This window comes from Caulobacter sp. GW821-FHT10F06, from assembly GCF_058809215.1.
On record NZ_JBXASK010000011.1, the window covers coordinates 119,856 to 144,371 of the forward strand.

General features: G+C 69.1%; 20 protein-coding genes and 1 tRNA gene. 13 read left to right on the top strand and 8 right to left on the bottom strand.

The genetic code is table 11. The features are described from left to right. Positions 1-18: 18 nt before the first annotated feature. The 3 genes from AC1RUS_RS21660 to AC1RUS_RS21670 form a co-directional block, all read right to left on the bottom strand. The gene (locus AC1RUS_RS21660; protein ID WP_492918695.1) at positions 19-606 is read right to left on the bottom strand and encodes a nucleotidyltransferase family protein; all 588 of its coding nucleotides are present in this window, start codon (positions 604-606) and stop codon (positions 19-21) included. After that, on the bottom strand, positions 603-1,424 hold the full coding sequence (gene thiD / locus AC1RUS_RS21665) for a bifunctional hydroxymethylpyrimidine kinase/phosphomethylpyrimidine kinase (protein WP_492918696.1): 822 nt from the start codon (positions 1,422-1,424) through the stop codon (positions 603-605). The genes AC1RUS_RS21660 and thiD overlap by 4 nt, the downstream gene beginning before the upstream one ends. Before the next feature lie 161 nt (positions 1,425-1,585). Then, positions 1,586-4,792, bottom strand: coding sequence for an acetyl-CoA carboxylase family protein (locus AC1RUS_RS21670; RefSeq protein ID WP_492918697.1), 3,207 nt, complete (start codon positions 4,790-4,792; stop codon positions 1,586-1,588). A gap of 110 nt (positions 4,793-4,902) precedes the next feature. Between AC1RUS_RS21670 and AC1RUS_RS21675 the strand changes: the two genes are divergently transcribed. From AC1RUS_RS21675 to AC1RUS_RS21685, 3 genes are read left to right on the top strand one after another with little or no spacing between them, the layout of a single operon-like run. Continuing rightward, positions 4,903-5,682 carry an ImuA family protein gene (locus AC1RUS_RS21675; protein ID WP_492918698.1) on the top strand — a complete coding sequence of 260 codons (780 nt, stop codon included), beginning with the start codon at positions 4,903-4,905 and terminating at the stop codon, positions 5,680-5,682. Continuing rightward, complete coding sequence (locus AC1RUS_RS21680; RefSeq protein WP_492918699.1) at positions 5,600-7,240, top strand: Y-family DNA polymerase; 1,641 nt, start codon at positions 5,600-5,602, stop codon at positions 7,238-7,240. The genes AC1RUS_RS21675 and AC1RUS_RS21680 overlap by 83 nt, the downstream gene beginning before the upstream one ends. Then, positions 7,240-10,479 carry an error-prone DNA polymerase gene (locus AC1RUS_RS21685; protein WP_492918728.1) on the top strand — a complete coding sequence of 1,080 codons (3,240 nt, stop codon included), beginning with the start codon at positions 7,240-7,242 and terminating at the stop codon, positions 10,477-10,479. Before AC1RUS_RS21680 ends, AC1RUS_RS21685 begins: the two co-directional genes overlap by 1 nt. 7 nt (positions 10,480-10,486) lie before the next feature. Here the strand turns inward: AC1RUS_RS21685 and AC1RUS_RS21690 are convergent, their stop codons facing one another. The 3 genes from AC1RUS_RS21690 to AC1RUS_RS21700 all read right to left on the bottom strand — a co-directional run bounded on the left by AC1RUS_RS21690 (position 10,487) and on the right by AC1RUS_RS21700 (position 14,616). Then, positions 10,487-12,364 (bottom strand): polysaccharide biosynthesis protein, encoded by a 1,878-nt coding sequence (locus AC1RUS_RS21690; RefSeq protein WP_492918700.1) that lies wholly within the window; start codon positions 12,362-12,364, stop codon positions 10,487-10,489. A gap of 83 nt (positions 12,365-12,447) precedes the next feature. Next, positions 12,448-13,668, bottom strand: coding sequence for a molybdopterin molybdotransferase MoeA (locus tag AC1RUS_RS21695; RefSeq protein ID WP_492918701.1), 1,221 nt, complete (start codon positions 13,666-13,668; stop codon positions 12,448-12,450). A 123-nt stretch (positions 13,669-13,791) separates the two neighbouring features. Next, entirely contained in the window at positions 13,792-14,616 is an 825-nt protein-coding gene (locus AC1RUS_RS21700) for a ferredoxin--NADP reductase (protein ID WP_492918702.1), read from the bottom strand. Between the two features lie 264 nt (positions 14,617-14,880). Here AC1RUS_RS21700 and AC1RUS_RS21705 point away from each other — a divergent pair, with 264 nt between their 5' ends. After that, positions 14,881-15,282 (top strand): hypothetical protein, encoded by a 402-nt coding sequence (locus tag AC1RUS_RS21705; protein ID WP_492918703.1) that lies wholly within the window; start codon positions 14,881-14,883, stop codon positions 15,280-15,282. 48 nt (positions 15,283-15,330) lie between these two features. Here AC1RUS_RS21705 and AC1RUS_RS21710 read toward each other — a convergent pair whose 3' ends face one another. Then, complete coding sequence (locus tag AC1RUS_RS21710; RefSeq protein WP_492918704.1) at positions 15,331-15,513, bottom strand: hypothetical protein; 183 nt, start codon at positions 15,511-15,513, stop codon at positions 15,331-15,333. Positions 15,514-15,780: 267 nt separating this feature from the next. Between AC1RUS_RS21710 and AC1RUS_RS21715 the strand changes: the two genes are divergently transcribed. The 9 genes from AC1RUS_RS21715 to AC1RUS_RS21755 all read left to right on the top strand — a co-directional run bounded on the left by AC1RUS_RS21715 (position 15,781) and on the right by AC1RUS_RS21755 (position 22,768). Further along, positions 15,781-15,856: transfer RNA gene (locus AC1RUS_RS21715), tRNA-Trp, on the top strand. A gap of 64 nt (positions 15,857-15,920) precedes the next feature. Beyond that, positions 15,921-16,232, top strand: coding sequence for a preprotein translocase subunit SecE (gene secE, locus AC1RUS_RS21720; protein WP_492918705.1), 312 nt, complete (start codon positions 15,921-15,923; stop codon positions 16,230-16,232). 9 nt (positions 16,233-16,241) lie between these two features. Further along, on the top strand, positions 16,242-16,799 hold the full coding sequence (nusG, locus tag AC1RUS_RS21725) for a transcription termination/antitermination protein NusG (RefSeq protein ID WP_492918706.1): 558 nt from the start codon (positions 16,242-16,244) through the stop codon (positions 16,797-16,799). Positions 16,800-17,135: 336 nt separating this feature from the next. Continuing rightward, entirely contained in the window at positions 17,136-19,481 is a 2,346-nt protein-coding gene (locus tag AC1RUS_RS21730) for a TonB-dependent receptor (RefSeq protein WP_492918707.1), read from the top strand. A gap of 195 nt (positions 19,482-19,676) precedes the next feature. Beyond that, positions 19,677-20,108 (top strand): 50S ribosomal protein L11, encoded by a 432-nt coding sequence (gene rplK / locus AC1RUS_RS21735; RefSeq protein ID WP_492918708.1) that lies wholly within the window; start codon positions 19,677-19,679, stop codon positions 20,106-20,108. Positions 20,109-20,112: 4 nt separating this feature from the next. Beyond that, a complete protein-coding gene (rplA, locus tag AC1RUS_RS21740; protein ID WP_492918709.1) occupies positions 20,113-20,799 on the top strand; it encodes a 50S ribosomal protein L1 in 687 nt (228 codons plus the stop codon). 123 nt (positions 20,800-20,922) lie between these two features. Beyond that, on the top strand, positions 20,923-21,162 hold the full coding sequence (locus AC1RUS_RS21745; protein WP_492048834.1) for a type II toxin-antitoxin system VapB family antitoxin: 240 nt from the start codon (positions 20,923-20,925) through the stop codon (positions 21,160-21,162). Then, positions 21,162-21,557, top strand: coding sequence for a type II toxin-antitoxin system VapC family toxin (locus tag AC1RUS_RS21750; protein WP_492918710.1), 396 nt, complete (start codon positions 21,162-21,164; stop codon positions 21,555-21,557). The genes AC1RUS_RS21745 and AC1RUS_RS21750 overlap by 1 nt, the downstream gene beginning before the upstream one ends. Then, a complete protein-coding gene (locus tag AC1RUS_RS21755; RefSeq protein ID WP_492918711.1) occupies positions 21,554-22,768 on the top strand; it encodes a TIGR03862 family flavoprotein in 1,215 nt (404 codons plus the stop codon). Before AC1RUS_RS21750 ends, AC1RUS_RS21755 begins: the two co-directional genes overlap by 4 nt. Here the strand turns inward: AC1RUS_RS21755 and AC1RUS_RS21760 are convergent. Next, complete coding sequence (locus AC1RUS_RS21760) at positions 22,765-24,129, bottom strand: alpha/beta fold hydrolase (RefSeq protein WP_492918712.1); 1,365 nt, start codon at positions 24,127-24,129, stop codon at positions 22,765-22,767. The genes AC1RUS_RS21755 and AC1RUS_RS21760 overlap by 4 nt on opposite strands. Positions 24,130-24,516: the final 387 nt, after the last annotated feature.

Genomic DNA, 24,516 nt, shown 5'->3' on the forward strand with positions numbered 1-24,516 from the left:
TCATGGTGACAATGATCTTCAAGCGCCTTCGATCGTGATCTCCGGCCAGCGCGCCTTGGCCGAGGCGGTGGTGCGCTCCCAGCCGCCCGCGCCCTTCACCCGCAGGGGATTCGGCCGAAGATGCAGGGCGAACAGGTCTTCCAGCCCGAACGGCGCGAAGACGCTCAAGCTGTCGTCAGCCTCCATGCGCACGCCGACGCAGAAGGCGGTGGCCACGAAGCGCTTCAGGGCGGCGGCGCTGTTCTCCAGCGGCGGATAGGGCTCGTCGGCCCCGAACTTCTTTTCAAACCACAGGTGGACGCGGGCCTGGTTGCGGACCTCGACCAGTTCGCGCAGCGGCGGCTCGAAGGCGGCGGCCACGCGCCGGATCACCACGTCCTCGGCCTCGTACGAGGTGTCCGAGGCGTCGTGATAGGCGACGTCGTAATCCTTGATGCCGTAGTCCGGCGCGCGGCCGGTCAGGTGGTTCCAGACTGGCTGGTAGATCGCCCCGGAGAAGATCATCGCGTCGGGCAGGCCAAGGTCGCGCACCTTGCGCAGCACCTCCATGGTCGTGGGCACGCCATGGACGATGTCGATCAGGCGGGTCTCGAGCGAAGCCGTCATTTCCGCAGCATCCAGCCGTGATCCAGCGGGCCATGGCCGGCCCCGAAACCTGGCGCGCGCAGCATGGCCTCGTGGACATAGTTCCAGGCCTGAGCCACCGCCTGCTCCAGCGGCAGGCCCTGGGCCAGGCCGGTCGCACAGGCCGAGGCCAGGGTGCAGCCGGTGCCGTGGGTATGACGGGTGTCGATGCGCTCGCCCTCGAAGGTCGTCTCGCCGGCCGAGGTCATCAGCACGTCGACCACGCGGTCTCCGGTCACATGGCCGCCCTTCATCAGCACCGCCTTGGCGCCCATGGCCAGCAGGGCCTCGCCGGCCCGGCGCAGGTCGTCGGTGGTCTCGACCGGCAGGTCGGTCAGGGCCGCGGCCTCGGGGGCGTTGGGGGTCAGCAGCGCGGCGCGCGGGATCATCAGGCTCTTCACCGCGCCGATCGCGCCGGAGGACAGCAGGCTGGCCCCGCCCTTGGCCACCATCACCGGATCGACCACGACGGGCACGCCGCCCTCGCGCGACCGGTTGGCGTAGTCCAGCGCCGTCGCCACGGTCTCGACCACGTCGACATCGCCCAGCATGCCGGTCTTGATGGCGTCGGCGCCGATATCGTCCAGCACGGACCGCGCCTGGGCGGCGATGATCTCCAGCGGGATCGGATGCACGCCGGTGACGCCCAGCGTGTTCTGCACGGTGACGGCGGTGATGGCCGTGGCCGCGTAGCCGCCCAGCATGGTGACGGTCTTGATGTCGGCCTGAATGCCCGCCCCGCCGCCGGAATCCGATCCGGCGATGATCAGCACGCGGCCGCGATGTGCAGGTGCGGTCATGGTCTTCAGCTCCGTCCCGACAGGTCCCGCGCGGCGCGGAAAACCCGATCCTTCAACGCCGACCGCCGGCGGATCGTCGCCGCCTTGCCGATAGGGCGCGGACCCGGTCCTGTCCATGGGGAAAGGGCGGGACAGTCGCTGGCCGCCGCGCGTTCCGCTGGCTACCAGCTGTCGACCCGCACGGACCACGGGCGCGTCGATCCCGTCGCCGCGTCGAGACCGCCGAGGATCCAGCGGCGGGTGTCGGCCGGGTCGATGACCGCGTCGATCTCGAGGGCCGCGGCCATGCTGGCGGCCTTGCCAGCGGCATAGAGGCGGGCGACCAGCTGGTCGTAGAGCGCCTTCTGCTTTGCAGGATCGGTCTCGGCCTCCAGCTCCTTGCGGTAGCCGAGCTTGACCGCCCCTTCGAGCCCCATGCCGCCGAACTCTCCCGTCGGCCAGGCGGCGATGAAGGCCGGCGAGTGGAAGGACCCTCCCGCCATGGCTTGCGCGCCCAGGCCATAGCCCTTGCGGGTGACCACGGTGAACAGCGGTGAGCGCAACTTGGCGCCGGCGATGAACTGGCGGCTGACCCGGCGCACAGCGGCGGCGTCCTCGCTATCCGGTCCCACCATGAAGCCGGGCGTGTCGCACAAGCTCAGCACCGGCAGGGCGAAAGCGTCGCACAGTTGCAGGAACCGCGCGGCCTTCTCGGCCCCGTCGCAGTCGATGGCGCCGCCCAGATGACGCGGATCGTTGGCGATCAGCCCCATGGGTCGGCCCGCGATGCGGATCAGGCCGGTGACCATCCCGGCCGCAAAGCCGCCGCGCAGCTCCAGGAACGAGCCCGCGTCGACCAGGCCGGCGATCAGGGCGCGGACGTCGTAGACCCGCAGGCGGTTCTCCGGAATCGCATGGCGCAGCCGCCGCTGATCCGGGGCGGTCCAGTCGCTCAGCGTTCCCTGAAAATAGGACAGCGCCTGCTTGGCCAGCCGCGTGGCGTGGGCCTCGTCGTCGGCCAGGATGTCGATGACGCCGTTGGCCCACTGGTGCGCCGAGGGACCGATCTGTTCGGGCTTGAAGACGCCCAGGCCGCCGCCCTCGATCATCGCCGGACCGCTCATGCCGAGGTTGCTGTCCTTCGTGGCGATGATGATCTCCGACAGACCGGCGATGGCGGCGTTACCGGCGAAGCAGCGGCCGGCGACGACGGCGATCTTGGGCACGAGGCCCGACAACTGGGCGAAGCTCCTGAAGGTCGGCACGTCCAGCCCGGCTACCGCCGTGGTGTCGGTGTCGCCCGGCCGCCCGCCGCCGCCCTCGGCGAACCAGACGACCGGCAGCTTCTGGTCGGCGATCACCGCCATCAGCCGGTCGGACTTGCGGTGGTTCATCGCCCCCTGTGTGCCGGCCAGCACCGTGAAGTCGTAGGCCAGGGCCGCCGTCCGCGCCCTATCCGGCGGGAAGAGGGCGCCATTGACCGTGCCAATCCCGGTGATCAGCCCGTCGGCGGGGGTGTTGGCGATCAGGTCCTCGGTCGAGCGCCGCCGCTTCTGCGCGGCGATGGCCAGGGCGCCGTATTCGAGGAAGCTGCCGGGATCGACCAAGTCGTCGATGTTCTCGCGCGCCGTGCGGTGGCCGGTCTTGCGGCGCTTGGCGACGGCCTCGGGCCGAGCCTCGTCCAAGGTGAAGCGGTGGCGGGCGATGACCTCCGCCAGGTCGGGACGGATGGCGTCGAGATCCTCGACGCCGGCTTCGGCGGCGACCGCGGCTTCGATCGCGACCGGCTCCAGGAAGATCAGCGGCTGACCCTCCGCGACGGCCTGGCCCTTGACGGCGGCCACCCGCAGCACACGGCCGCCCGACGTGGTGTGGACCAGATGCTCCATCTTCATCGCCTCCAGCACGGCCAGGGCCTGGCCGGGGCGGACGAGGTCGCCTTCCGACACCTCGATCGCGCCGACCACGGCGGCCAGGGGCGCGGCGATGGCGACCGAGCCGTCCAGGGTCTCGAAGGTTTGAGCGGTGTCTTCCGAAGGCAAAGGTATCGAGGCGACCAGTTCGGCGGCGTGGTCCTCGATGAACCGTGTGCTCGGCGTCTCGGGCGCGGCGGCCAGGATCGCCCGGACCAGCGGTGCGGTGGTCGCCATGCCGGTGATCGTGAACTCGGCCAGGGCCCGGTCCAGCCGGGCTGTGGCTTCCGCCTGGGTGCGGCCCCGCGCGATGACCTTGGCCAGCAGGCTGTCATAGGCCCCGCCGACCGCCAGCCCGACCGCGCCGGCGCCGTCCACGCGGATGCCGGGCCCGCCCGGCGGCGCATAGGCGGTCAGGGCGCCGGACGACGGCTTCACCTGGCCGTCGACGGTCAGAGTTTCGGCGTTGATCCGCGCCTGGACGGCGACGCCGAAGGCGGGCGGAGCGGCGGTCACGCCCAGGGCCTTCAGGCTGGTTCCGGCCGCCAGCTCGAACTGCAGCCGCACCAAGTCCAGGCCCGTGACCTCCTCGGTCACCGTGTGCTCGACCTGCAGGCGCGGATTGACCTCCAGGAAGAAGGCCTCGCCCGTCGTCGCGTCGAGCAGGAACTCGACGGTGGCCAGCCCCCGGTAGCCGGCGCACAGGGTTCGCGCCCACCGGGCCAGTTCGGTCCGGACCGTGTCGGAGAGGTCGGGGGCGGGGGCGATCTCGACCAGTTTCTGGTTTCGCCGCTGCAGGGAGCAGTCGCGATCGCCGACCGCCAGCACGCGGGTCCCGTCGCCGACGACTTGCGCCTCGATATGACGAGCCCGGTCGATCAGCGTCTCGGCATAGAGGCCGTCGTCGCCGAACGCGGCCTGGGCCTCGCGGGCGCAGGCGGCGAAGGCGGCGTCCAGGTCGTCGGGACCTCGCACCGCACGCATGCCGCGCCCGCCGCCGCCGGCCCGGGCCTTCAGCATGATCGCGCCGTGCTGGACCAGGAAGGCGCGGGCGGCTTCCAGGTCGATGGCGCCGGTTCCCGGAATCAGCGGAACGCCCAGGCGCTCGGCCAAGGCCCGTGCGGCGGCCTTGTCGCCGAAGGTCTCCAGATGCTCGGGCGAGGGGCCGACGAAGACGATCCCGGCCGCCGCGCAGGCCCTCGCCAGGCCGGCGTTCTCCGAGAGGAAGCCGTAGCCGGGATGCAGGGCGTCGCAATCCGCGCCTTTGGCGGCCGCGACGACGGCGTCGATGTCGAGATAGGCGCGCGGGCCGGAGCCGGGCAGGGCGACCGCCTGGTCCGCCGCGCCGACATGCGGGCCGGCCGCGTCGTCCTCGGCGAACACCGCGACGGAGCCGATCCCCAACTCGGCCGCGGCCCGGGCAATGCGGATGGCGATCTCGCCGCGATTGGCGATCAGCACGCGCTTGAAGGACATGGGCTCTCCGGGCTCACGGTTCATACGACCGTTTGACGCACAATGACCGCCCCGGCTTGACTCTCCAAGCCTGCAAGATCAGAACATAAAGGGAACGAAAGGTTGGAGTGATGGCCGGATCGCGCGAGGCGCGCCTCACGGCTTTGAAGGGCCGGATCGCTGCTCTGGAAGCAGGGACTCGGACTCCGACTCCGGTCCTGAGCTTTGGGGATCCTGGCGTCGACGGCTGTTTTCCGGCCGGCGGCCTGCCCTCGGGCTGCTGGCACGAGGTGATGGGCGCGGGGCTGGAGGATGAGACCTCGGCCGCGCCCGCCGCCTTCGTCGGCCTGCTGACCCGGCCGCTCCTGAAGATCGGGGCAGTGGTCTGGGTGACGCGGCGTGACGACCTGCATGCGCCTGGATTGGCGGGGTTGGGCTTCCCGACCGACCGGCTGATCCAGGTCAAGGCCCGCGACGAGGCCGAGGTGCTGTCGGTGCTGGAGGACGCCCTGTCCACCGTCGGAGTCGCCGCCGCCATCGGCGAGGCCGAGGCTCCGGAGCTGAAGGCCGGCCGTCGCCTGCAGCTGGCCTGCGAGAAGCGCGGCTCCTTCGGAGTATTGCTGCACCGGCGGCCCTATGGCGGGCCGGTCGGCAAACCCCGGACGGTGTCGGGCTCGTCGGCCTTCAGCCGCTGGCGCATCGCCGGCGCGCCCAGCCAGCCGCCGCCCGATACGCCGGGCTTGGGCCCGTCGCGCTGGCGGGTGGAGCTGGAACGTTGCCGGGGCGGACGTCCCGGGTCCTGGATTTTCGAGCAAGAGGAGGCCGGCCATGGCCCGCATCCTTTCCGTCTGGTGTCCCAACTGGCCGATCACGACGTGGCGGCGGCGCAATCCTGGCGGAAAGTCAGTTGAGGACCCCCTCCGGCCCTCCGGGCCACCTCCCCCGAAAGGGGAGGATCTATCGGCGGGCAGATGCTCCCCCTCTGGGGGAGCTGTCGCGGAGCGACTGAGGGGGTCCTCCCCGACCTCTCCTCCCTTCGCCCTCCTCGTCTCCGAAGCCGGGACCCGCCGGCTGGCCGCCGTCGACGAAGCGGCCATGGCCCTGGGCCTGCGCGCCGGCCAGAAGGCGGCCGACGCCATGGCCCTGGTTCCCAACCTCGTCACCACCGACCATGACCCCGCCGCTGACCGCGCGGCGCTGGAGGCGCTGAGCGACTGGTGCGTGCGGTTCTCGCCGGCCGTGGCGATTGACGGCGACGACGGCCTGTTCCTGGACATCACCGGCGCCGACCACCTGTGGGGCGGCGAGGCGGCGATGTTGGCCGACCTCTTGGCGCGACTGGCGCGCTGGGGTGTGCCGGCCCAGGCGGCGATCGCCGATACGCCCGGCGCGGCCTGGGGCCTGGCTCGGTTCGGGGGATTGGGCGCGATCGCTCCGCCCGGCGGACAGCGCGCCCTGCTGGCCGCCCTGCCGGTCGCCGCCCTGCGGCTGGACGAGACGGCCATCGCCCAGCTGCCGCGCCTGGGTCTCTACCGCGTCGAGCAACTGCTGGGCCTGCCCCGCGCCCAGCTGGCCAAGCGGTTCGGCCTGGTCCTGACCCAGCGCCTGGACCAGGCCCTGGGGGCGGCGGGCGAGGCCCTGGTGTTCCGCCGCCCGGCCACGCCCTGGTTCGACCGCCTGGCCTTCGCCGAGCCGATCAGCGCGCCCGAAGACCTGGCCCGGGCGACCGGCGACGCGCTGGACCTGATCTGCAAGCGGCTGGAGGTCGAGGGGCAGGGCGCGCGACGCTTCGAGGTCGTCTTCCACCGCCTGGACGGCAAGGCCTATCCGGTGCGGGCCGGGTTGGCGCGGATCGGTCGCGACGCCCGGCGCCTGACCCGGCTGATCGTCCCCAAGCTGGATCGCGTGGATCCGGGCTTCGGCGTCGAGGTGGTCACCGTCCACGCCGCCGGCGTCGAACCCCTGGCCGCCGCCCAGGCGCGCCTTGACGCGGAAGTCGGCGCGGGTCTGGACGAGACCCTGGCCCCGCTGGTCGACCGGTTGGTCAACCGTCTGGGCGAGAACCGCGTCTGGCGCGCCGATCCGCATGAGAGCCACGTGCCCGAGCGCGCCGTGATCCGCGTCGCGCCGCTGACGCCGTCGTCCGGCAAGACCTGGGATCCGGACCGTCCCCGGCCGGTGCGGCTGTTCAAGCGGCCCGAGCCGATCAGCGCCCTGGCCGAACTGCCCGACAAGCCGCCGGTGCAGTTCACCTGGCGTGGCCGCTCGCACCGCGTGCGCCGGTCCGAAGGCCCCGAACGTATCGGCCAGGAATGGTGGCGCACGACGCTGGACGAGACCGGACCGGGCAAGATCCGCGACTATTACCGCGTCGAGGACGAGGCCGGCGGCCGGTTCTGGATCTATCGCCAGGGCCTGTTCGGGCTGGGCGAGGACCCGAAGTGGTGGATCCATGGATTGTTCGGCTGATGGCCTATGCCGAGCTCCAGACCACCAGCAACTTCTCGTTCCTGCACGGCGCCTCACACGCCAAGGAGCTAATGCCGACGGCCGAAGGCCTGGGTCTGACCGCCGTGGGGATCACTGATCGCAACACCCTGGCCGGGGTGGTGCGGGCCTGGACGGCGGCCAAGGACCTGAAGGTTCGCGCCCTGACGGGTTGTCGTCTCGACTTCGTCGACGGGACGCCGAGCCTGCTCTGCTATCCGTCCGATCGCGAGGCCTTTGCTCGTTTGACCCGGCTGCTGACCGTCGGCCAAAGGCGGGCCAAGAAGGGCGAATGCGAGCTGTCCTGGCGCGACTTCCTGGAACATTCCGAAGGCCAGCTGGGCCTGATCGTGCCGCCCGCCCAGCTGGACGAGGCCTTCGAGCGCGATCTGATCCGGATGGCGGGCGACCTGCGCGGCCGCTCATGGCTGGCCGCCAGTCGCCCCTATGCGGCCCAGGATCTCAAGCGCCTGGCGCGCCTGGACACGCTGGCCCGCGAGGCCGGCGCGCCGATGGTCGCCACCAATGACGTGCTCTACCACGCCGCCGAACGTCGCCCCCTGCAGGACGTCATCACCTGCGTGCGCGAGCACTGCACGATCCAGGAGGCGGGTTTTCGGCTGGAGGCCAACGCCGAACGCCATCTGAAACCCCCCGGCGAGATGGCTCGGCTGTTCGAGCGCTGGCCGCGCGCGATCGAGCGGACCATCGAGATCGTCGAGCGCATCGCCTTCGACCTGGGCGATCTTAGGGAGGAATATCCCGACGAGCCTGTGCCGCCGGGCAAGACCTCGATGCAGCATCTCACCGACCTGACCTGGGCGGGGGCGGCCTGGCGCTATCCCGGCGGCGTGCCGGACAAGGTCGCCGCCCAGCTGGCCGAAGAGCTGCGGTTGATCGCCAAGATGGACTATCCCAACTACTTCATCACCGTGCACGACATCGTCCGCAAGGCGCGGGAGATGGGCATCCTCTGTCAGGGGCGGGGATCGGCGGCCAATTCCTCGGTGTGCTTCTGCCTGGGCGTGACGGCGATCGACCCCACCGAGCACCGCCTGCTGTTCACCCGTTTCATCTCCGAGAACCGGGGCGAGCCGCCCGACATCGACGTCGACTTCGAGCACGAGCGGCGCGAGGAGGTGATGCAGTATGTCTACGGGCGCTACGGCCGCGACTACGCCGCCATCTGCGGAACCGTGATCCACTATCGGCCCCGCAGCGCCATCCGCGACGTCGGCAAGGCGCTGGGTCTGACCGAGGACGTCACCTCGCTGCTGGCCGGCACGGTCTGGGGCAGTTGGGGTTCGGGTCTGCCGGAGGAGCACCTGCGCAACGCGGGCCTGGACCCCGAAGCGCCGGAGATCGCCCGGGCCGTGACCCTGGCCACCGAGCTGATGGGATTTCCGCGCCACCTGTCCCAGCACGTCGGCGGCTTCGTGCTCACCAAGCGTCGGCTGGACGAGACCGTGCCGATCGGCAACGCGGCGATGAAGGACCGCACCTTCATCGAATGGGACAAGGACGATATCGACAGCCTGGGCCTGATGAAGGTCGACATCCTGGCGCTGGGCATGCTGACGGCGATCCAGCGGGCTTTCGGCATGTTGCGGGCCGATCACGACGAGGCGATCACCGATCTGGCCAACGTGCCCAAGGAGCTGTCGGGAGTCTACGACATGCTGTCGAAGGCGGATTCCGTCGGGGTGTTTCAGGTCGAGAGCCGAGCGCAGATGTCGATGCTGCCCAGGCTGAAGCCGGCCGAGTTCTATGACCTCGTCATCGAGGTGGCGATCGTCCGCCCCGGTCCGATCCAGGGTGACATGGTTCACCCCTATCTGCGACGCAGGCAGGGGCTGGAGAAGGAAGACTTTCCTGAGCCTTTGAACGAGCCGAAATGCAAAGGTGAGCTAAGGGGCATACTCGGCAAGACCTTCGGCGTACCGCTGTTCCAGGAACAGGCGATGAGCCTGGCCATCGAGGCGGCCAAGTTTACGCCCGACGAGGCCGACGGCTTGCGCAAGGCCATGGCCACTTTCCGCAATCTCGGCGATCCGGCCGAGTATCGCGACAAGTTCGTCGAGGGGATGGTGCGGCGCGGCTATGAGCGCGACTTCGCCACGCGGTGCTTCAAGCAGATCGAGGGTTTCGGGTCCTATGGGTTCCCCGAAAGCCACGCGGCCAGCTTCGCCAAGCTGGTCTATGTTTCGGCCTGGATCAAATGGGCTTGGCCGGACGTGTTCTGCGCGGCCTTGATCAACTCCCAGCCGATGGGCTTCTACCAGCCGGCCCAGCTGGTGCGGGACGCCCGCGAACATGGGGTCGAAGTGTTGCCGCCCGACGTGATGGCCAGCGATTGGGATTGCACGCTGGAGCCCATGTCCGCCAATTTTCGCGCACCGAAGATCCGTGACGACAAGATCGCCTGCCAGGACACGCGGCCCCGGTGGAAGGCGCTCCGGCTGGGGCTGCGCCAGATCAAAGGCTTCAAGGAAAAGGGCGACTGGTTGCCCTTCCAGAAGGCCCGCGACGAAGGCGCGCGCTTGCCGGTCGAGTTCGCCCAGGCCGGCGTGCCGCAGCGGGCGCTGGAACTGTTGGCCGAAGCCGACGCCTTCGCCTCGGTGGGGCTGAGCCGTCGCGAGGCCTTGTGGGCGGTCAAGGGCGTGAAGGGCGAGAACAAGGCGCCGGTCCAGGCGCCGCTGCTGGCGGGGCTGCCGCTGTTCGAGGACACGGTGGCCCTGCCGGGCATGGCGGCGACCCAGGAGGTGGCAGAGGATTACCGCACCACCAGTCTGTCGCTGAAGGCGCATCCGGTGGGTTTCTACCGCTCGATGCTGCGTGAGCGCGGGGTGATCACGGCCGACCAGCTGCCGTCGATCAAGGACGGCAAGCGGGTGGCCGTGGCGGGAATCGTGCTGATCCGCCAGCGGCCGGGCACCGCCAAGGGCGTGGTGTTCGTCACTCTGGAGGACGAGACCGGCGTGGCCAATGCGGTGGTCTGGAAGGATCGCTTCGAGGCCGACCGCAATGTGGTGATGACCGCCTCGTTCCTGGTCGTGCATGGCCGAGTGCAGGCGGCCGATGGGGTGATCCACGTGGTGGCCGAGCGCTTCACCGACCTGTCGGCGGAGCTGGGACGGCTGAAGGAGGATCCAAGCGCCCCGCCGCCGCGCGTCCGCCACCGGACGTCAGGACGCCTGCAGCGAAGCCGGGACTTCCATTAGGATGGGATCAGGCCCGCGTGCGGGTCTTGGTCGGGACGGCCAGCTCGGTTCCGCGGATGCGGTCGACCATGGCGAAGAGCTGGGTGCGCACGCCGAATTCGTCGCCGGCGATGGCCGAGGCTTCCAGGGCGGTCAGGAGCTCGGCCTCGATGACCGGCGGCGGGGTGAGCGGCGCGGCCTCGATCACGCCGGGGGCCTTGGGGCGCGCGGCCTCGTTGCAGTCGACCAGCACCTCGGTGAGCTTTTCGCCGGGGCGAAGGCCGGTGATCTGGATCTGGATGTCGCGGTCGGGAACCAGGCCTTGCAGCTCGATCATCCGGCGGGCCAGGTCGATGATCTTCACCGGCTCGCCCATTTCCAGTGTCAGAACCCCGGCCGGCGGTTCGGTCGAGCCGGCCGACAGGGCCACGGCGCGCAGAACCAGCTGCACGGCCTCGGGGATGGTCATGAAGAAGCGTTCGACATTGGCGTCGGTCAGGGTGATCGGGCCGCCCCGGGCGATCTGGTGCTGGAACACCGGCACCACTGACCCCGCCGAGCCCAGCACGTTGCCGAAGCGGACGATGCTGACCCGGGTCTCGTGGCTGGAGCCGTACTGGCGGGCCAGGGTCTCGGCCACCCGCTTGGTGGCGCCCATGACGCTGCTGGGAGCCACGGCCTTGTCGGTCGAGATCAGGGCCATGTGCGCCGCGCCGAAGGCCTTGGCGGCCATGGCGACATTGCGGGTGCCCAGCACATTGGTGCGGGCGCCCTCGCAGGGGTGGTTCTCGACCAGGGTGACGTGCTTGAGCGCGGCGGCGTGGAAGACGATCTCAGGACGCTCGGCGGCGAAGACGCGGTCGACGCGCGAGGCGTCGCGCACATCGCACAGCACCTCGCGGCGGGGCAGGGTGGGCCAGGCCTCGCCGATCTCGCGATCGATGTGGAAGAGGTTGACTTCGGAGGCGTCCAGCAGGGTCAGCTGGGCGCAGCCGCTGGCGGCGATCTGCCGGCACAGTTCCGAGCCGATGCTGCCGCCGGCTCCGGTGACCAGCACGCGACGACCCGCGACCAGGGCCCGCACGGGCTCCAGGTCCAGGCGGACGGGCGGGCGGCTGAGCAGCTCCTCGAGGCTGATCTCGCGCAGGGCGGCGGCCGAATGACCCATCTCGATCACGGCGTGGCGGCGCAGCAGGCGCACCCCCTCGCTCTTGAGCCGGCCCAGGCGCTCGGCGCCAAAGGCGGTCATCGGTCCGTCGGTCAGGAACAGGATGGCGGCCGGATAGAGCCCGCCTTCGCGCAGCTGGGCCATCACGTCGTCGAAGGCGTTGATGGAGCCCAGCACGCAGACGCCGCGCAGCTCGTCGCCGGTTTCCTTGTCCAGCGGCGAAACCACGCCGACCGGCGCATAGCGCTCGCCCAGGGTGGTGGGGGTGCGGAGGAACTCCTCGGCCTCGGCGGTGCCGCCGACGATCAGCAGGTGGGGCAGGGCGGGGTGGGCCGGAACCGGCCGCAGCCGCAGCATGGCTTCCAGCAGGCCGCGCTCATGCAGGCCCCGGCGGATGACGCGGATGCCCGACAGCAGGAAGACCTGGATCACGAAGGCGCAGGTCAGGGCGCGAAGGCCCTCGAACTTGGACGAGACGAGCGAGCTGAGAATGACGAACACCAGGGCCGTCGCCAGGGCCGAGCGCACCAGCCGCAGGATGTCGCTGGCCGCCACGAATCGCCAGGGCGTGCGCTCGACCTTGAGGACCAGTTCGACCCCCAGCGCCGCGACGGCGAACAGCGAGGCCTGGACGAGAACATGGGTGTTGATGGCCGGAACGGCGGCCAGAATCCAACCCGTCAGGAACGCCAGGAAGGCTAGCAGCACATGCGCTGCGATCTTTCCGGCGCGACCCATCAGGCGAAACCTCTACAGCAACCACCCGGGCTAAACCCGGAGTCGAACCGGGCTTAGCATGCTTGCTAGCCGCCGTCGCCCGCTCAGCCCCGACCTAGGGGTAGAACATCGACGATGTCGCCTGCAAGAGCCGCCCCCCCGCCTTTGGGCCGCCGGATGAGAGCATCCGCCCGCGAGAACACGCCGACCAGCGAAGAATCCTGGTCGGGGAATGCCGAGACGATCACTCGCCCCTCTGCGTCGATGGAAAGCGCCGCGCGCATCCAGTGTTCGCGAGGGCCGGTGGGCGACAAAGGCGCGGCCAGCCGTGCGGCGATCAGGGGCAGGGCGGGGTCGCGTCCGATCAGGGCGGCCAGCAGCGGGCGCAGGAAAAGCTCGGCGCAGACCAGGGCCGAAGCCGGGTTGCCAGGCAGGCCCAGTACGCGGCGGTCATCCCCCAAGGTTCCGAACCAGGTCGGCTTGCCGGGGCGCACGGCGATGGTCTCGACACGCAGCGTCAGGCCCAGGCGGCTCATGGCCGGCTTGACCAGGTCATGGTCCCCCACCGAGGCGCCGCCGATGGTGACGATCAGGTCGGCCTCGACCCCGGCGACGGCCCGGGTGATGGCCTCGACGTCATCGGCAGCCGCGGTCAGCCGCGTGGCCGATCCGCCCCAGGTCTCGACCAGGGCGGCCAGACTGATGGAGCCGGATTCGAAGATCTGGTCGGGCGCGGGATCGCCGCCGGGCTGAACCAGCTCGTCGCCGGTGGCCAGGATGGCGACGCGAGGCCGCCGGGCGACGGTCAGGACGGCGCGACCCGCCGCCGCGGCCAGGGACAGTCGCCAGGGATCCAGGCGGACCCCGGCGTCCAGCAGGCGGTCGCCGAACCGGAAATCGCCGCCGGCCGGGCGGATATTGGACCTGGGATCGTCTTCGGTCGTGAAGCGCACGACGTCGCCGTCGCGCGTCGCCTCTTCCTGGATGATCATCATGTCCGCGCCGGCCGGCAGCGGCGCGCCGGTGAAGATGCGGACGGTCTCGCCCGGTCCGACGACGCCGGAATAGGCCCGTCCGGCGGCGCTTTCGCCCACGATCGTGAAGCGGGCGTCCGGCGACAGGTCCGCGCGACGGATCGCCCAGCCGTCCATGGCCGAGGCCGCGAACGGCGGCTGGTCGCGCGTGGCGTCGACCGGTTCGGCCAGCACTCGGCCCAGCGCCTTTTCCAGCGACACGGTCTCGACGCCGAGCGGTGCGGCGTCAGCGAGCATCCGGGCCCGCGCCTCCTCGACGGAGAGATTCTTCAGCCTGGTAAGATCAGTCACGCCACACCTTTGCTGTCATCCCGGCCGCAGCGAAGCGGAGAGCCGGGACCGCCGCAAGCGCCACGTTCCCGGCGGTCCCGGATCGGCGCGCTTCGCGCTTGTCCGGGATGACAGTCTATAGGGTCAGCCGACGAAGGCCCGCTCGATGACGAAGTCGCCCGGCTCGGCGTTGGAGCCTTCCTTCAGGCCATGGGCCTCGAGCAGGGCGGCGGTGTCCTTGATCATGGCCATCGAACCGCACAGCATGGCGCGGTCGTGCTCGGGATCGAACTTGCCGCCCTCGACGCCCAGGTCGGCGAACAGCTTGCCGCTCTCGATCAGGTCGGTGAAGCGGCCCTGGCGCTCGAACGCCTCGCGGGTCACGGTCGGATAATAGACCAGCTGGGCCTTGGCCTCGTCGCCGACCAGCGGATCATCGTGGATCTCGCTGGTGAAGAGGTCGCGATAGGCCAGCTCCTGCACTTCGCGCACGCCGTGGGCGACGATCACCTTCTCGAAGCGGCTGTAGGCGTCGGGATCGCGGGCGACCGACAGCCACGGTGCCAGGCCGGTGCCGGTGCCGAACAGGAACAGGCGCTTGCCGGGCCGGACGGCGTCCAGCACCAAGGTGCCGGTCGGCTTCTTGCCCAGCAGGACCTGGTCGCCGGCCTTGATCTGCTGCAGGCGCGAGGTCAGCGGACCGTCCGGAACCTTGATCGAGAAGAATTCCAGTTCCTCGGCGAACGAGGGCGAGCCGATCGAATAGGCGCGCAGGATCGGCTTCTTCTCGCCCAGCTCCTCGCGGGGCGGCAGGCCGATCATCACGAACTCGCCCGAGCGGAAGCGGAAGCTGGCCGGGCGGGTGATGGCGAAGCTGAACAGGCGGTCCGTCCAGTGCTTCACCCACAGCACGGTCTCGGTGTGCTGGGCGGCTTCCTTCACGGGGGCGGTGGTCTCGGTGGCCGTCATCTCTGGTCTCGTCCTCGGCGCGTCATACGCGCGACAATACTGGGGCGCCGCCACGGCCCTGAGGCGACAGGGACCTCATGTGAGAAGAGTGGGGCGTCTGTCAACTTCGCCGCTCAGAACAGGGTCTGGGAAAATATTTCACGAACTCGTCAAAACTCATCGTTCGCTTTTTTGAAATGCGTCAAAAATGTGATTGCCGCCCACTGAAACGGGGCGCACAGTCGTATTTGCTTCGTTCGCGGAGCCAACGATACGGAGGAACGTATGCGGGTATGGTTCGTAGGAGCCGCCGCGGCGGCCAGTTTAGTAGCGTTTGGTTTGGCCGGTTGCACCGAAGGCGGCGCGAAGACGACGAAAGTCGCCCAAGCTCAACAAGTTGTTCTAGAGCCGAAGGCCGTCACGGCGTCCGGTTGCGTGCGGCCGGTGGCCACCACGTCTTGCATCGTCGTGCGCGGTCGCGCCGGCGGATATTACGACATCAGCAGCGCGAGCCCGGCCCCGGATCCGTCCAAGGGCGTGGCGATTTCGCTGCAAGGCAAGGACCTGGGCAAGAACACCCAGTGCGGACGTCAGCTGACGGACGTGACCTGGTCGTATCTCAGCCTGCAATGCGCGCCGCCGCAGACCTCGGCCTCGGCCGACAAGGCCGACAAGAAGGCGGGCTAAGAGGCGTCGACGATCTCCCCGGAGACGCGAGAGCGCCTCCGGACGGGATCAGCCTTCGCCCGATCCAGGATCCGTGCGGGTCTCGGACGAGTCGGTGCTGCCTTCCCCGCCAGGGGGCTCCGTGGCGGGACGCGGGGCCTTGCCGTCGCGCGTCGGTCGCAGGTTCTCGTCCTCAACCTCGCGGTTGGAGGGGCGGGATTCGGTCGGGCTGTCGGTCTTGTCCTGGCTCATCGTCTAGCAACGCGATTCTCTCGGGATTCGATCCCCGCCGAGCGGTTCCAGGCGAAGCGACGCCTCGGCTTGCCCCTGATTCATCCGCCGTTTCCGCCGCTCAACCGCTTGAAGTCCTTTGCGGGCCTGTCGCCGCTTGCCCGGCGAGGGCGACCCTGCTAAATGGCGCGGCTCTGGCGATTGGACCCAGCGCGCCGACGGGCCTTGAAGGCCTTTGACGCGCCGCCATTTGTCCAGAGACCGCGACCCGAAAGGGTTATGGTCTGCAGGAGTGTAGCTCAGCTGGTAGAGCGTCGGTCTCCAAAACCGAAAGTCGTGGGTTCGAGTCCCCCCACTCCTGCCACTATATGTCTTCGATGGGTCCGGTTCCGGTCCTGTCGTTATGGAAAGTCGTGAGCCTCAAGAGCATGGCCAGGAAACCGGGTTCGAGCCCGTCCGCGATCAAGAGCCGCGCCGCCAAGACGGCGGCTGCGCTCGCGCCCGCTGGCGGCGCCCCTGTCGCGGCCGCCGCCGCCCCCAAGAAGCGCACGAACCCCGTGCAGTTCTTCCGTGAAGTGCGCGCCGAAGCTCGCAAGATCACCTGGACCACCCGCAAGGAGACCTGGATCACCTCGGTGATGGTCTTCATGATGGTGGTCATGGCGTCCCTGTTCTTCTCGGCGGTCGACGGCCTGCTGGGTGTCGGCGTCCAGGCGCTCCTCAAGTTCGCCGCGGGATAAGAAAAGACGATGAGCACCGAAACCGCGTCCAACCCGAACCACAAGTGGTACATCGTCCACGCCTACTCGAACTTCGAGAAGAAGGTGGCCGAGAGCATCCGCGAGCAAGCCAAGAGCCAAGGGCTCGAGGACAGCTTCTCCGAGATCCTGGTTCCGACCGAGGACGTCGTCGAGATCCGCCGCGGCCGCAAGGTCAACGCCGAGCGCAAGTTCTTCCCGGGCTACGTGCTGGTGAAGATGAACCTCTCGGACGAAGCCTATCACCTGATCAAGAACACCCCGAAGGTCACCGGCTTCCTGGGCAGCGGCTCCAAGCCGATGCCGGTGTCGGAAAAGGAAGTTCAGCGCATCGTCGGCGCGATCGAAGAGGGCGTCGAGCGTCCCAAGACGGTCGTTCTGTTCGAAGTGGGCGAGAACGTCCGCGTCACCGACGGTCCGTTCGCCAGCTTCAACGGGTCGGTCGAGCAGGTCGACGAAGAGCGGGCTCGCCTGCGCGTCACCGTCTCGATCTTCGGCCGCGCGACCCCGGTCGAGCTGGAATACAGCCAGGTCGAAAAGATCAGCTGATCCTCGCTGGATGTGAGATTTCGAAAACCCCGCGTCGGAAACGGCGCGGGGTTTTTGCTGTCTGCAATCTCCCGCTGTCATCCCGGCCAAGCGCGTAGCGCGCCGAGCCGGGACCGCCGGAAAGCTCGGAGTGTCCGGCGGTCCCGGGTCTTCGCCCGGGATGACAGGGTGTGGTCGTTATTCGGGCTCTCACTCTTCCCAGGCGGGCAGGATCGAACTTTCTAACCGAAGGTCGATCAAGTCCGAAACTGTCCGACCACGCCTGAACTTCCCATTTCTCACTTCTCCTCGGCCCGCGGAGGCGCCGCCTCCCTGAACGCGGGCGAAGGGGGATGCATGAACAGGACTTGGCTCTTGGCCGGGGCGGCGCTGCTCGTCGCCACGCCCGCCGCCGCCCAGGTCGCGGCTCCGGCCGGCGACGTCACGGCGGTCGAAACCGTGGTGATCACCGCCCGCAAGCTGTCGGAGAACGTCCAGGACGCGCCGGTCTCGGTGGGCGTGCTGACCGGCCGCCAGTTGGAGGCGCGCGGGATCGACGACCTGAAGGGCGTGGCCGCGCAGACCTCGGGCCTAGCCTTCGAGAACTATGGCGGCCCGTTCGGCACGCCGGTGATCCGGGGCCAGAGCCAGACCCGCCTGACCAACCCCGTGCAGAACGTCGCGGCCTTCTACAACGGCGTCTATCTGCAGAAGGGCTACCAGGTCGACGCCAACTTCCTGGATCTTGCCCGGGTGGAGGTGCTGCGGGGCCCGCAGTCGGCGGCGCTCGGTCGCAACGCCTTCGCCGGCGCGGTCGACTTCGTCACCGAACGGCCCAGCCAGACGCCGACCGCCAAGGCCTCGGCCGCCTTCGGGGCGGACGATTATCGCCAGTATCTCGTCAGCCTGTCGGGACCGCTCGCCGGCGAAAAGCTGACGGCGCGCGTGGCGGGAACCTACGGCTCCTATGACGGCGGCTGGATCAACAGCCACCCGCAGGCCAACGCCGGCGGCAAGACCGACGGCCATCTGGGCGGCTACACCGCCAAGGGCTTCCTGGCGGCGCTGGATTTCAAGCCGGTCGAGGCCTTCACCCTGGCGCTGACCTATTCCGACACCCATCGCGACCAGGAAGCCGCGGCCAGCTACACGCTGAGCCAGAGCGTGCTGGAGAGCATCAACACGATGAACTGCTCGACGGTGGCGGGCGCGCGGAAGCTCTATTGCGGCACGCTGCCGACCCAGCCGGTGATCGTGGCCGGCGAGACGCGCGCGCCGGGACTGATCATCGATCCGCGAAGCAGCGGCGGGGCGGTGCGCAGCACGGTCTTCACGGCCGCCGCCGACTGGAAGGTCAATGAGACGACGACGCTGAGCTATCTTTACGGCCGCACCGACGCCGGCTTCCAGGGCGGCGGCGTCTCGGCCCGCAACCAGGCGACGGGCTATACGGGTCTGTTCGCGGGGCTGTTCGGCCTGGCGGGCTCGAACCTGTTCGATCTGTCCGGCAACGGCGAGATCGTCGGCCAGTCGCACGAGGCGCGGGTGACCTTCGACGGGGAGGGGCCGTTCCGGGCCTTCCTGGGAGGCTACTATTCCACGACCGACGACATCACGCGCTACCAGTCACGCGCGGCGACCGCCCAGACGTCCGGACCCCTGGCCGCGACAAGGGCCCTGTCGGGCGTCGCCTTCCAGGCCGACAGCACGACCTCCACGACGATCAAGGCGGTGTTCGGCCTGGTCGAGGCCGACTTCCCGCGCTGGAAGGTGTCGCTGGAAGCGCGCCAGACCCATGAGGCGCAGGAGATCGCCGACCGCTATCCCGCGGCCGCCCGCGCCAAGACCGACTTCGACTATTTCACGCCCCGCGCCACGGCCACCTGGAAGATCGCGCCGACCAGCAGCCTCTATGTGTCGGCCGCGCGCGGAGTGAAGTCGGGCGGCTTCAACGTCGCCGACGCCTCGACGCTCTACGACAAGTCGCAGGCCTCCTATCAGCCTGAGACCAACACCACGGTGGAACTGGGCTCCAAGAACCAGTTCCTGGATCGCCGGCTGACCGTCAACGCCGCCGTCTATCGGATCGAGGCCGAGGACATCCAGATCACCGAGGGGCGGCGAGTGGCCGCTCCGGCGGCGTCGACCACGACCGTAACCGGCAATCTCGGCTCCACCGAGACCACCGGCTTCGAGCTGGACGCGGCCCTGCGCGCCAGCCGCCATTGGACCGTCCACGGCTCGGCCAGCTACAACGACGCCCAGTACGGCGACGGGGTGATCTCCAAGGCCTTCGCCGCCAGCGCCACCGCCACCTATTGCGACGGCTTGGTCTGCGCGGCCAATGGCGATATCAGCGGCAAGTCGCTTGAGCGTTCGCCCCGCTGGACCGGACATCTGGGCTTCGACTACCAGCGGGCCCTGGCCAACGGCTACGCGGTCTACGCCCACGGGACCGCGTCCTATGTCGGCGAGCAGTATGTGGATCCGACCAACCTGGCAAAGATCGCCGACCGCACCGTCGCCGATCTGTCGCTGGGCGTGACCAAGGGCGCCTTCGACCTGAAGCTCTGGTCCGACAACGTCTTCGACGAGAAATATGTCTCCAGCGCCTTCCTGCTGCTGGTGACCGGCGGAACGACCTATATCCCGATCCTGGGCGATCGGCGGAAGACCGGGGTGACGCTGTCCTATCGCTACTAGGACGTCGCGACGGGAGGGAGCCGGCTTTGACTCTCTCCCGTCCGCCTGCTACACGCCGCGCCTCGCTCCAGGACACCGTCCCGGGGCGTGTTCGTCGTTATCGGTTCGAGACCGGCGAATTCAAATCCGTGGAAGGGACGCCAAGCCCGCACCACGGCTCACCAGCGAGGGCGTCAGCCCTCACGAGAGGATATCATGGCTAAGAAGATCCTGGGCTATATCAAGCTCCAGGTGAAGGCTGGCTCGGCCACGCCTTCGCCCCCCATCGGCCCGGCTCTGGGTCAGCGCGGCGTCAACATCATGGGCTTCTGCAAGGAGTTCAACGCGCGCACCGAGAACGTCGAAAAGGGCACCCCCCTGCCGACCGTCATCACCGTCTACCAAGACAAGTCGTTCACCTTCGTCACCAAGACCCCGCCGGCGACGCACTACCTGAAGCAGGTCACCGGCCTGAAGTCGGGCGCCAAGCTGACCGGTCGCGAGACCGTCGGCGAAGTGACGCGCACCCAGCTGCGCGACATCGCCGAGAAGAAGATGAAGGACCTGAACGCCAACGACATCGAGGCCGCCGCCAAGATCATCGAAGGCTCCGCCAAGGCCATGGGCCTGAAGATCGTGGAGGCCTAAGATCATGGCTAAGCAACCCAAGCGCATTCAGGCCTGGACCGGCGACCGTGACGCCACCCACGCCCTCGCCGACGCCATCGCTCTGGTGAAGGCCAACGCCAAGGCCAAGTTCGACGAATCCGTCGAGATCTCGGTCAACCTGGGCGTCGACCCGCGTCACGCCGACCAACAGGTCCGTGGCGTCGTGAACCTGCCCTCGGGCACCGGCCGTGACGTCCGCGTCGCCGTCTTCGCCAAGGACGCCAAGGCGGCCGAAGCGACCGCGGCGGGCGCTGAGCACGTCGGCGCCGAAGACCTGTACGAAAAGATCGCCGGCGGCTTCATGGACTTCGATCGCGTCATCGCGACCCCGGACATGATGGCCCTGGTCGGTCGCCTCGGTAAGGTGCTGGGCCCGCGCGGCCTGATGCCGAACCCGAAGGTCGGCACCGTGACCCCGAACGTCGGCCAAGCCGTGAAGGACGCCAAGGGCGGCGCCGTCGAGTTCCGCGTCGAAAAGGCCGGTATCGTTCACGCTGGCATCGGCAAGGTTTCGTTCACCGACGAAGCCCTGCTGGTCAACGTCAAGGCGCTGATCGAAGCCCTGAACCGTTCGAAGCCGACCGGCGCCAAGGGCATCTACGTGAAGCGTATCGGCCTGTCCTCGACGATGGGTCCGGGCTTCAAGGTCGACACCTCGACCGTCGCCTAAGCCTTCAAAAGCTTCTGACTATCGGAACGGGCGCTGGAGCGATCCAGCGCCCGTTTTGCGTTTTGGCGCCGCGTTGTGAGGTCGGCTAGCCGGTGTTATGTTTCGGCTAGACGGAGGCGGTCCATGGCGTTTCACATCAGAGATCCCGAAACCGATGCGCTGGTGCGTGAACTGGCGGAAAAGGCGCATGTCGGTATCACCGAAGCGGTGAAGCTGGCGGCGGCCGAAGCCTTGGCCACGCGGGAGAAGGCGCGGGAGGAGAAGCTGGCCAAGGCCCGGGCGATCTGCGCCGAGGTCGCCAGCTGGCCGCGCACCGGGTTGAAGGCCGACAAGGCCTTCTTCGACAGCCTGAACGACGAATAATGTTTATCGACGCTTCGGCCTGGACGGCCATGCTGCTGGAAGAGCCCGAAGCCGAAGCTTTCAGGGCCAAGTTGGCTGACGCGCCCATCGTCCTGACATCCGCCATCGCCGGTTGGGAAACCGTGCGAGCCGTCACGCGTGCAACCGGTCATGGTCAGGGGGAAGCCGCCAGGAGACTTCAGGATCTGCAATGGATCTTCGGCGCGGTGTCGGTTCCCATTGCGGCGAACGAGCAGGCTCTGGCCCTCGAAGCCCACGCTCGCTTCGGCAAGGGCGTGCATCCCGCGAAATTGAACCTGGGCGACTGCTTCGCCTATGCCTGCGCCAAGACGCACGGCGTGCCGCTGCTGTTCAAGGGCGACGACTTTTCCCTGACCGACATCGAGTCCGCGTGAGCGCCGAGCCGACGCTCGACGTCGCCGTGATCGGCGGCGGGCCGGCCGGGCTGATGGCGGCCGAGGTCTTGAGCGCGGCCGGGCGATCTGTGGCGGTGTTCGAGAAGATGCCGACCTTCGGGCGCAAGTTCCTGATGGCGGGGCGCGGCGGACTCAATCTCACCCATTCCGAGGATTTCGCGCGGTTCGTGGGTCGCTATGGCGCGGCCAGTCCGACCCTGCGGCCGATGCTGGAGGCTTTCAGCCCGGCCGATCTGATCGCCTGGGCCGAGGGGCTGGGGCAGGCGACCTTCGTCGGGTCCAGCGGCCGGGTGTTCCCCAAGGCGCTGAAGGCCTCGCCTCTGCTGCGCGCCTGGCTGGCGCGGCTGGAGGGGCAGGGCGTCTCGCTGAGGATCCGAGCCGAGTGGCGCGGTTGGACCGAGGACGGCGCGCTGCAATTCCACACACCGGACGGCGTCGAGGTCGTACGGCCTCGCGCGACGATCCTAGCCCTGGGCGGCGCCAGTTGGGCCAAGCTCGGCTCGGACGGCGGCTGGACTCCGCTGCTGAAAGCGCGGGGCGCGGCGGTCGCGCCGTTCGCCGCCGCCAACAGTGGTTTCGACGTCGCCTGGAGCGCGGTGTTCAAGGACCGTTTCGCGGGCGAGCCGCTGAAGAACGTCGGGTTGAGCCTCGGCGAGGTCACGGCGCGGGGCGATGCGATGATCGCCGTCTATGGCCTGGAAGGCGGCGCGGTCTACGCGTTGGGCGCGGCGCCGCGTGAGGCCATCGTGGCGACAGGGCGGGCCGTCGTCGAGATCGACCTGCGACCCGACCTTTCCGTCGAGGCCCTGGCGGCCAGGCTGGCCAAGCCGCGCAACGGCCAGTCGCTGGCGAACGTCCTGCGCAAGGCCGCGCACCTGTCGCCGGTCGAGGTCAACCTGCTGCGCGAGGCCCACGGTCTGGATCTGCCGGCCGAGCCCTTTGCCCTGGCGAAGGCGATCAAGGCTGCGCCGATCAGTCTGACCGGCGTCCAGCCGCTGGACCGGGCGATCTCGTCGGCGGGCGGTCTGACGTTCGACAGCCTTGACGGCCTGGCGCTCAAGGGCGCGCCGGGCGTGTTCGTCGCCGGCGAGATGCTGGACTGGGAAGCCCCGACCGGCGGCTACCTGCTGCAGGCCTGTTTCGCGACCGGCGTGGCGGCGGCGAAACAGGCGCTGGCCAGTCTGGGCTAGGGCTTGATCGCCGCCCGCAGCCTGGCGGCCATGGCTTCCAGATCCTTGGGATCGGCCGGCTTGTTGTCGACCAGATAGGCCTGCTTGCCGGCGACGCGCGGAATGACATGGACGTGCAGGTGCGGCACGCTTTGACCGACGCCGTTGTTCTGGATGACCATGAAGCCGTCGATCCCCAGGGCGTCGACCTCGGCCTGGCCGACCTTCTGGGCGACGGCCATGACCGCCGCCAGGTCCTTGGGGTCCACGTCCAGCAGGTTGCGGGCCTTGGAGGTCTTGGAGATCACCAGCACGTGGCCGGGCTCCATCGGCGCGCGATCCATGAAGGCCAGCACCCGGTCGTCCTCGTAGATCTTGTAGGCCGGCAACTCGCCCCGGATGATCCGGGCGAAGGGGTTCTGAGGGTCATAGGCGGCGGTCAGCGGCACGCGGGCGCCGGCTGGCTTGGCCGAGGCCGGCTCGAAACGGCCCAGCCAGCGGATCACCTCGGCCTCCAGCGCGATGCGGGCGTCCGAGAAACTGTGATCGGTGGGCATGTAGGTTTCGGTCAGGGCCTTGGCCCCGGCGGCGCGGGCGGCGGCGGCCAGCTTGCGGCTGGTCGGCGCGCCGGCGAATTCGGCGCCGATCACCAGCAACGGACGGTCCGAGACCTTGGCGCTGAGCGCTTCCAGGTCGAGCTTGGCGGTGTCGGCCTGGATCTCGGCGATCAGCGCTTCGGCGCTGGTTCCGGCCAGCGGCAGGGTGTCGGGACGCATGGCCTCGGCGGCGGCCTTGCGGGCCTCGGGACCGGTGATCTGGGCGGCTTCCTTGCCGATGTCCCAGGCGTCGATCAGGACCGTTCCGGCGACCTTGGGCTCTGCGGCGGAGGCGTCGGCGGCCATGAAGCCGCCCATGCTGTGGCCGGCCACGACGATGCGAGCGGGATCGATGCGGTACTTGGCGACGTTGGCCGGGTCGCGCAGGAAAGCGACGGCCGCCTCGCCGTCGGCGCGGGCGTTGGCGAAGCTGAACTTGCCCGGGCTGCCCCACGAGCCGCGATAGTTGATCTTCAGCACGTTCCAGCCGGCCCGGCGCACGGCCTGCAGCAGGTCGATATTGGTTTCGTTGCCGGGGAAGCCGTGCAGGAACAGCATCGTCGGGTGCGGTTGGTCGCCCGAGGCCAGGTACATCAGCGCGTTGACGCCCACGCCGCCGGTCGGGACCGTGAAAGCGGCCATGTCGGCCGGGGTCTTGGGATCGCGCGCCGGATCGGCGACCACGGCGCGGGGCACCGGCGGGACCAGGGGCTCGGCCAAGGCGGGAGCGACGGTCAGCGCGCTCAGGAGCAGGGCGCAGGCCCCGGCGATCAGCTTGAGGTTCATGGCGGCCCCGTCCTTGTTCTCAGGTCCGGGCGATAATCCAGAAAAGCGCGGCCGCGAGAAGGGGAAGCTTGCATTGCCAGCGACTTTCAGCGCCTGCCGCGCCATCTGGGCGGCCGACGTGCCGCCGACGCCGATACGATGGGGCAGGGGCAGGGGCAGGGGCAGGGCTGGAGGCGGTGAAGGGCCGGCTGGGAACGGCCTGACGCCCTATCGCGCGGCGAGCGGTTGAAATCCTTCCCCAAACCGTCTATACGCCGCGCCTTCTCCATTGGGTTCGCCCGACGGAGACCTGTTTGTGAACAGCGGGGCGTGGGGTCACCAACGCCATAATCGAGGAAGAGCCCTTCCTCGCCGTCGGGAGACAGGGATGGACAAGCCCACGCAATT

Bases quoted from the DNA above. Each gene is read 5' to 3' on its own strand.
- AC1RUS_RS21680 (WP_492918699.1), top strand. From the start codon at position 5,600: ATGGCCCGCATCCTTTCCGTCTGGTGTCCCAACTGGCCGATCACGACG.
- AC1RUS_RS21750 (WP_492918710.1), top strand. From the start codon at position 21,162: ATGTTTATCGACGCTTCGGCCTGGACGGCCATGCTGCTGGAAGAGCCC.
- AC1RUS_RS21690 (WP_492918700.1), bottom strand. From the start codon at position 12,364: ATGGGTCGCGCCGGAAAGATCGCAGCGCATGTGCTGCTAGCCTTCCTG.
- AC1RUS_RS21660 (WP_492918695.1), bottom strand. From the start codon at position 606: ATGACGGCTTCGCTCGAGACCCGCCTGATCGACATCGTCCATGGCGTG.
- AC1RUS_RS21745 (WP_492048834.1), top strand. From the start codon at position 20,923: ATGGCGTTTCACATCAGAGATCCCGAAACCGATGCGCTGGTGCGTGAA.
- rplK (WP_492918708.1), top strand. From the start codon at position 19,677: ATGGCTAAGAAGATCCTGGGCTATATCAAGCTCCAGGTGAAGGCTGGC.
- AC1RUS_RS21705 (WP_492918703.1), top strand. From the start codon at position 14,881: ATGCGGGTATGGTTCGTAGGAGCCGCCGCGGCGGCCAGTTTAGTAGCG.
- thiD (WP_492918696.1), bottom strand. From the start codon at position 1,424: ATGACCGCACCTGCACATCGCGGCCGCGTGCTGATCATCGCCGGATCG.
- AC1RUS_RS21730 (WP_492918707.1), top strand. From the start codon at position 17,136: ATGAACAGGACTTGGCTCTTGGCCGGGGCGGCGCTGCTCGTCGCCACG.
- rplA (WP_492918709.1), top strand. From the start codon at position 20,113: ATGGCTAAGCAACCCAAGCGCATTCAGGCCTGGACCGGCGACCGTGAC.
- AC1RUS_RS21675 (WP_492918698.1), top strand. From the start codon at position 4,903: ATGGCCGGATCGCGCGAGGCGCGCCTCACGGCTTTGAAGGGCCGGATC.
- AC1RUS_RS21685 (WP_492918728.1), top strand. From the start codon at position 7,240: ATGGCCTATGCCGAGCTCCAGACCACCAGCAACTTCTCGTTCCTGCAC.
- AC1RUS_RS21710 (WP_492918704.1), bottom strand. From the start codon at position 15,513: ATGAGCCAGGACAAGACCGACAGCCCGACCGAATCCCGCCCCTCCAAC.
- AC1RUS_RS21760 (WP_492918712.1), bottom strand. From the start codon at position 24,129: ATGAACCTCAAGCTGATCGCCGGGGCCTGCGCCCTGCTCCTGAGCGCG.
- secE (WP_492918705.1), top strand. From the start codon at position 15,921: ATGGCCAGGAAACCGGGTTCGAGCCCGTCCGCGATCAAGAGCCGCGCC.
- nusG (WP_492918706.1), top strand. From the start codon at position 16,242: ATGAGCACCGAAACCGCGTCCAACCCGAACCACAAGTGGTACATCGTC.
- AC1RUS_RS21700 (WP_492918702.1), bottom strand. From the start codon at position 14,616: ATGACGGCCACCGAGACCACCGCCCCCGTGAAGGAAGCCGCCCAGCAC.
- AC1RUS_RS21670 (WP_492918697.1), bottom strand. From the start codon at position 4,792: ATGTCCTTCAAGCGCGTGCTGATCGCCAATCGCGGCGAGATCGCCATC.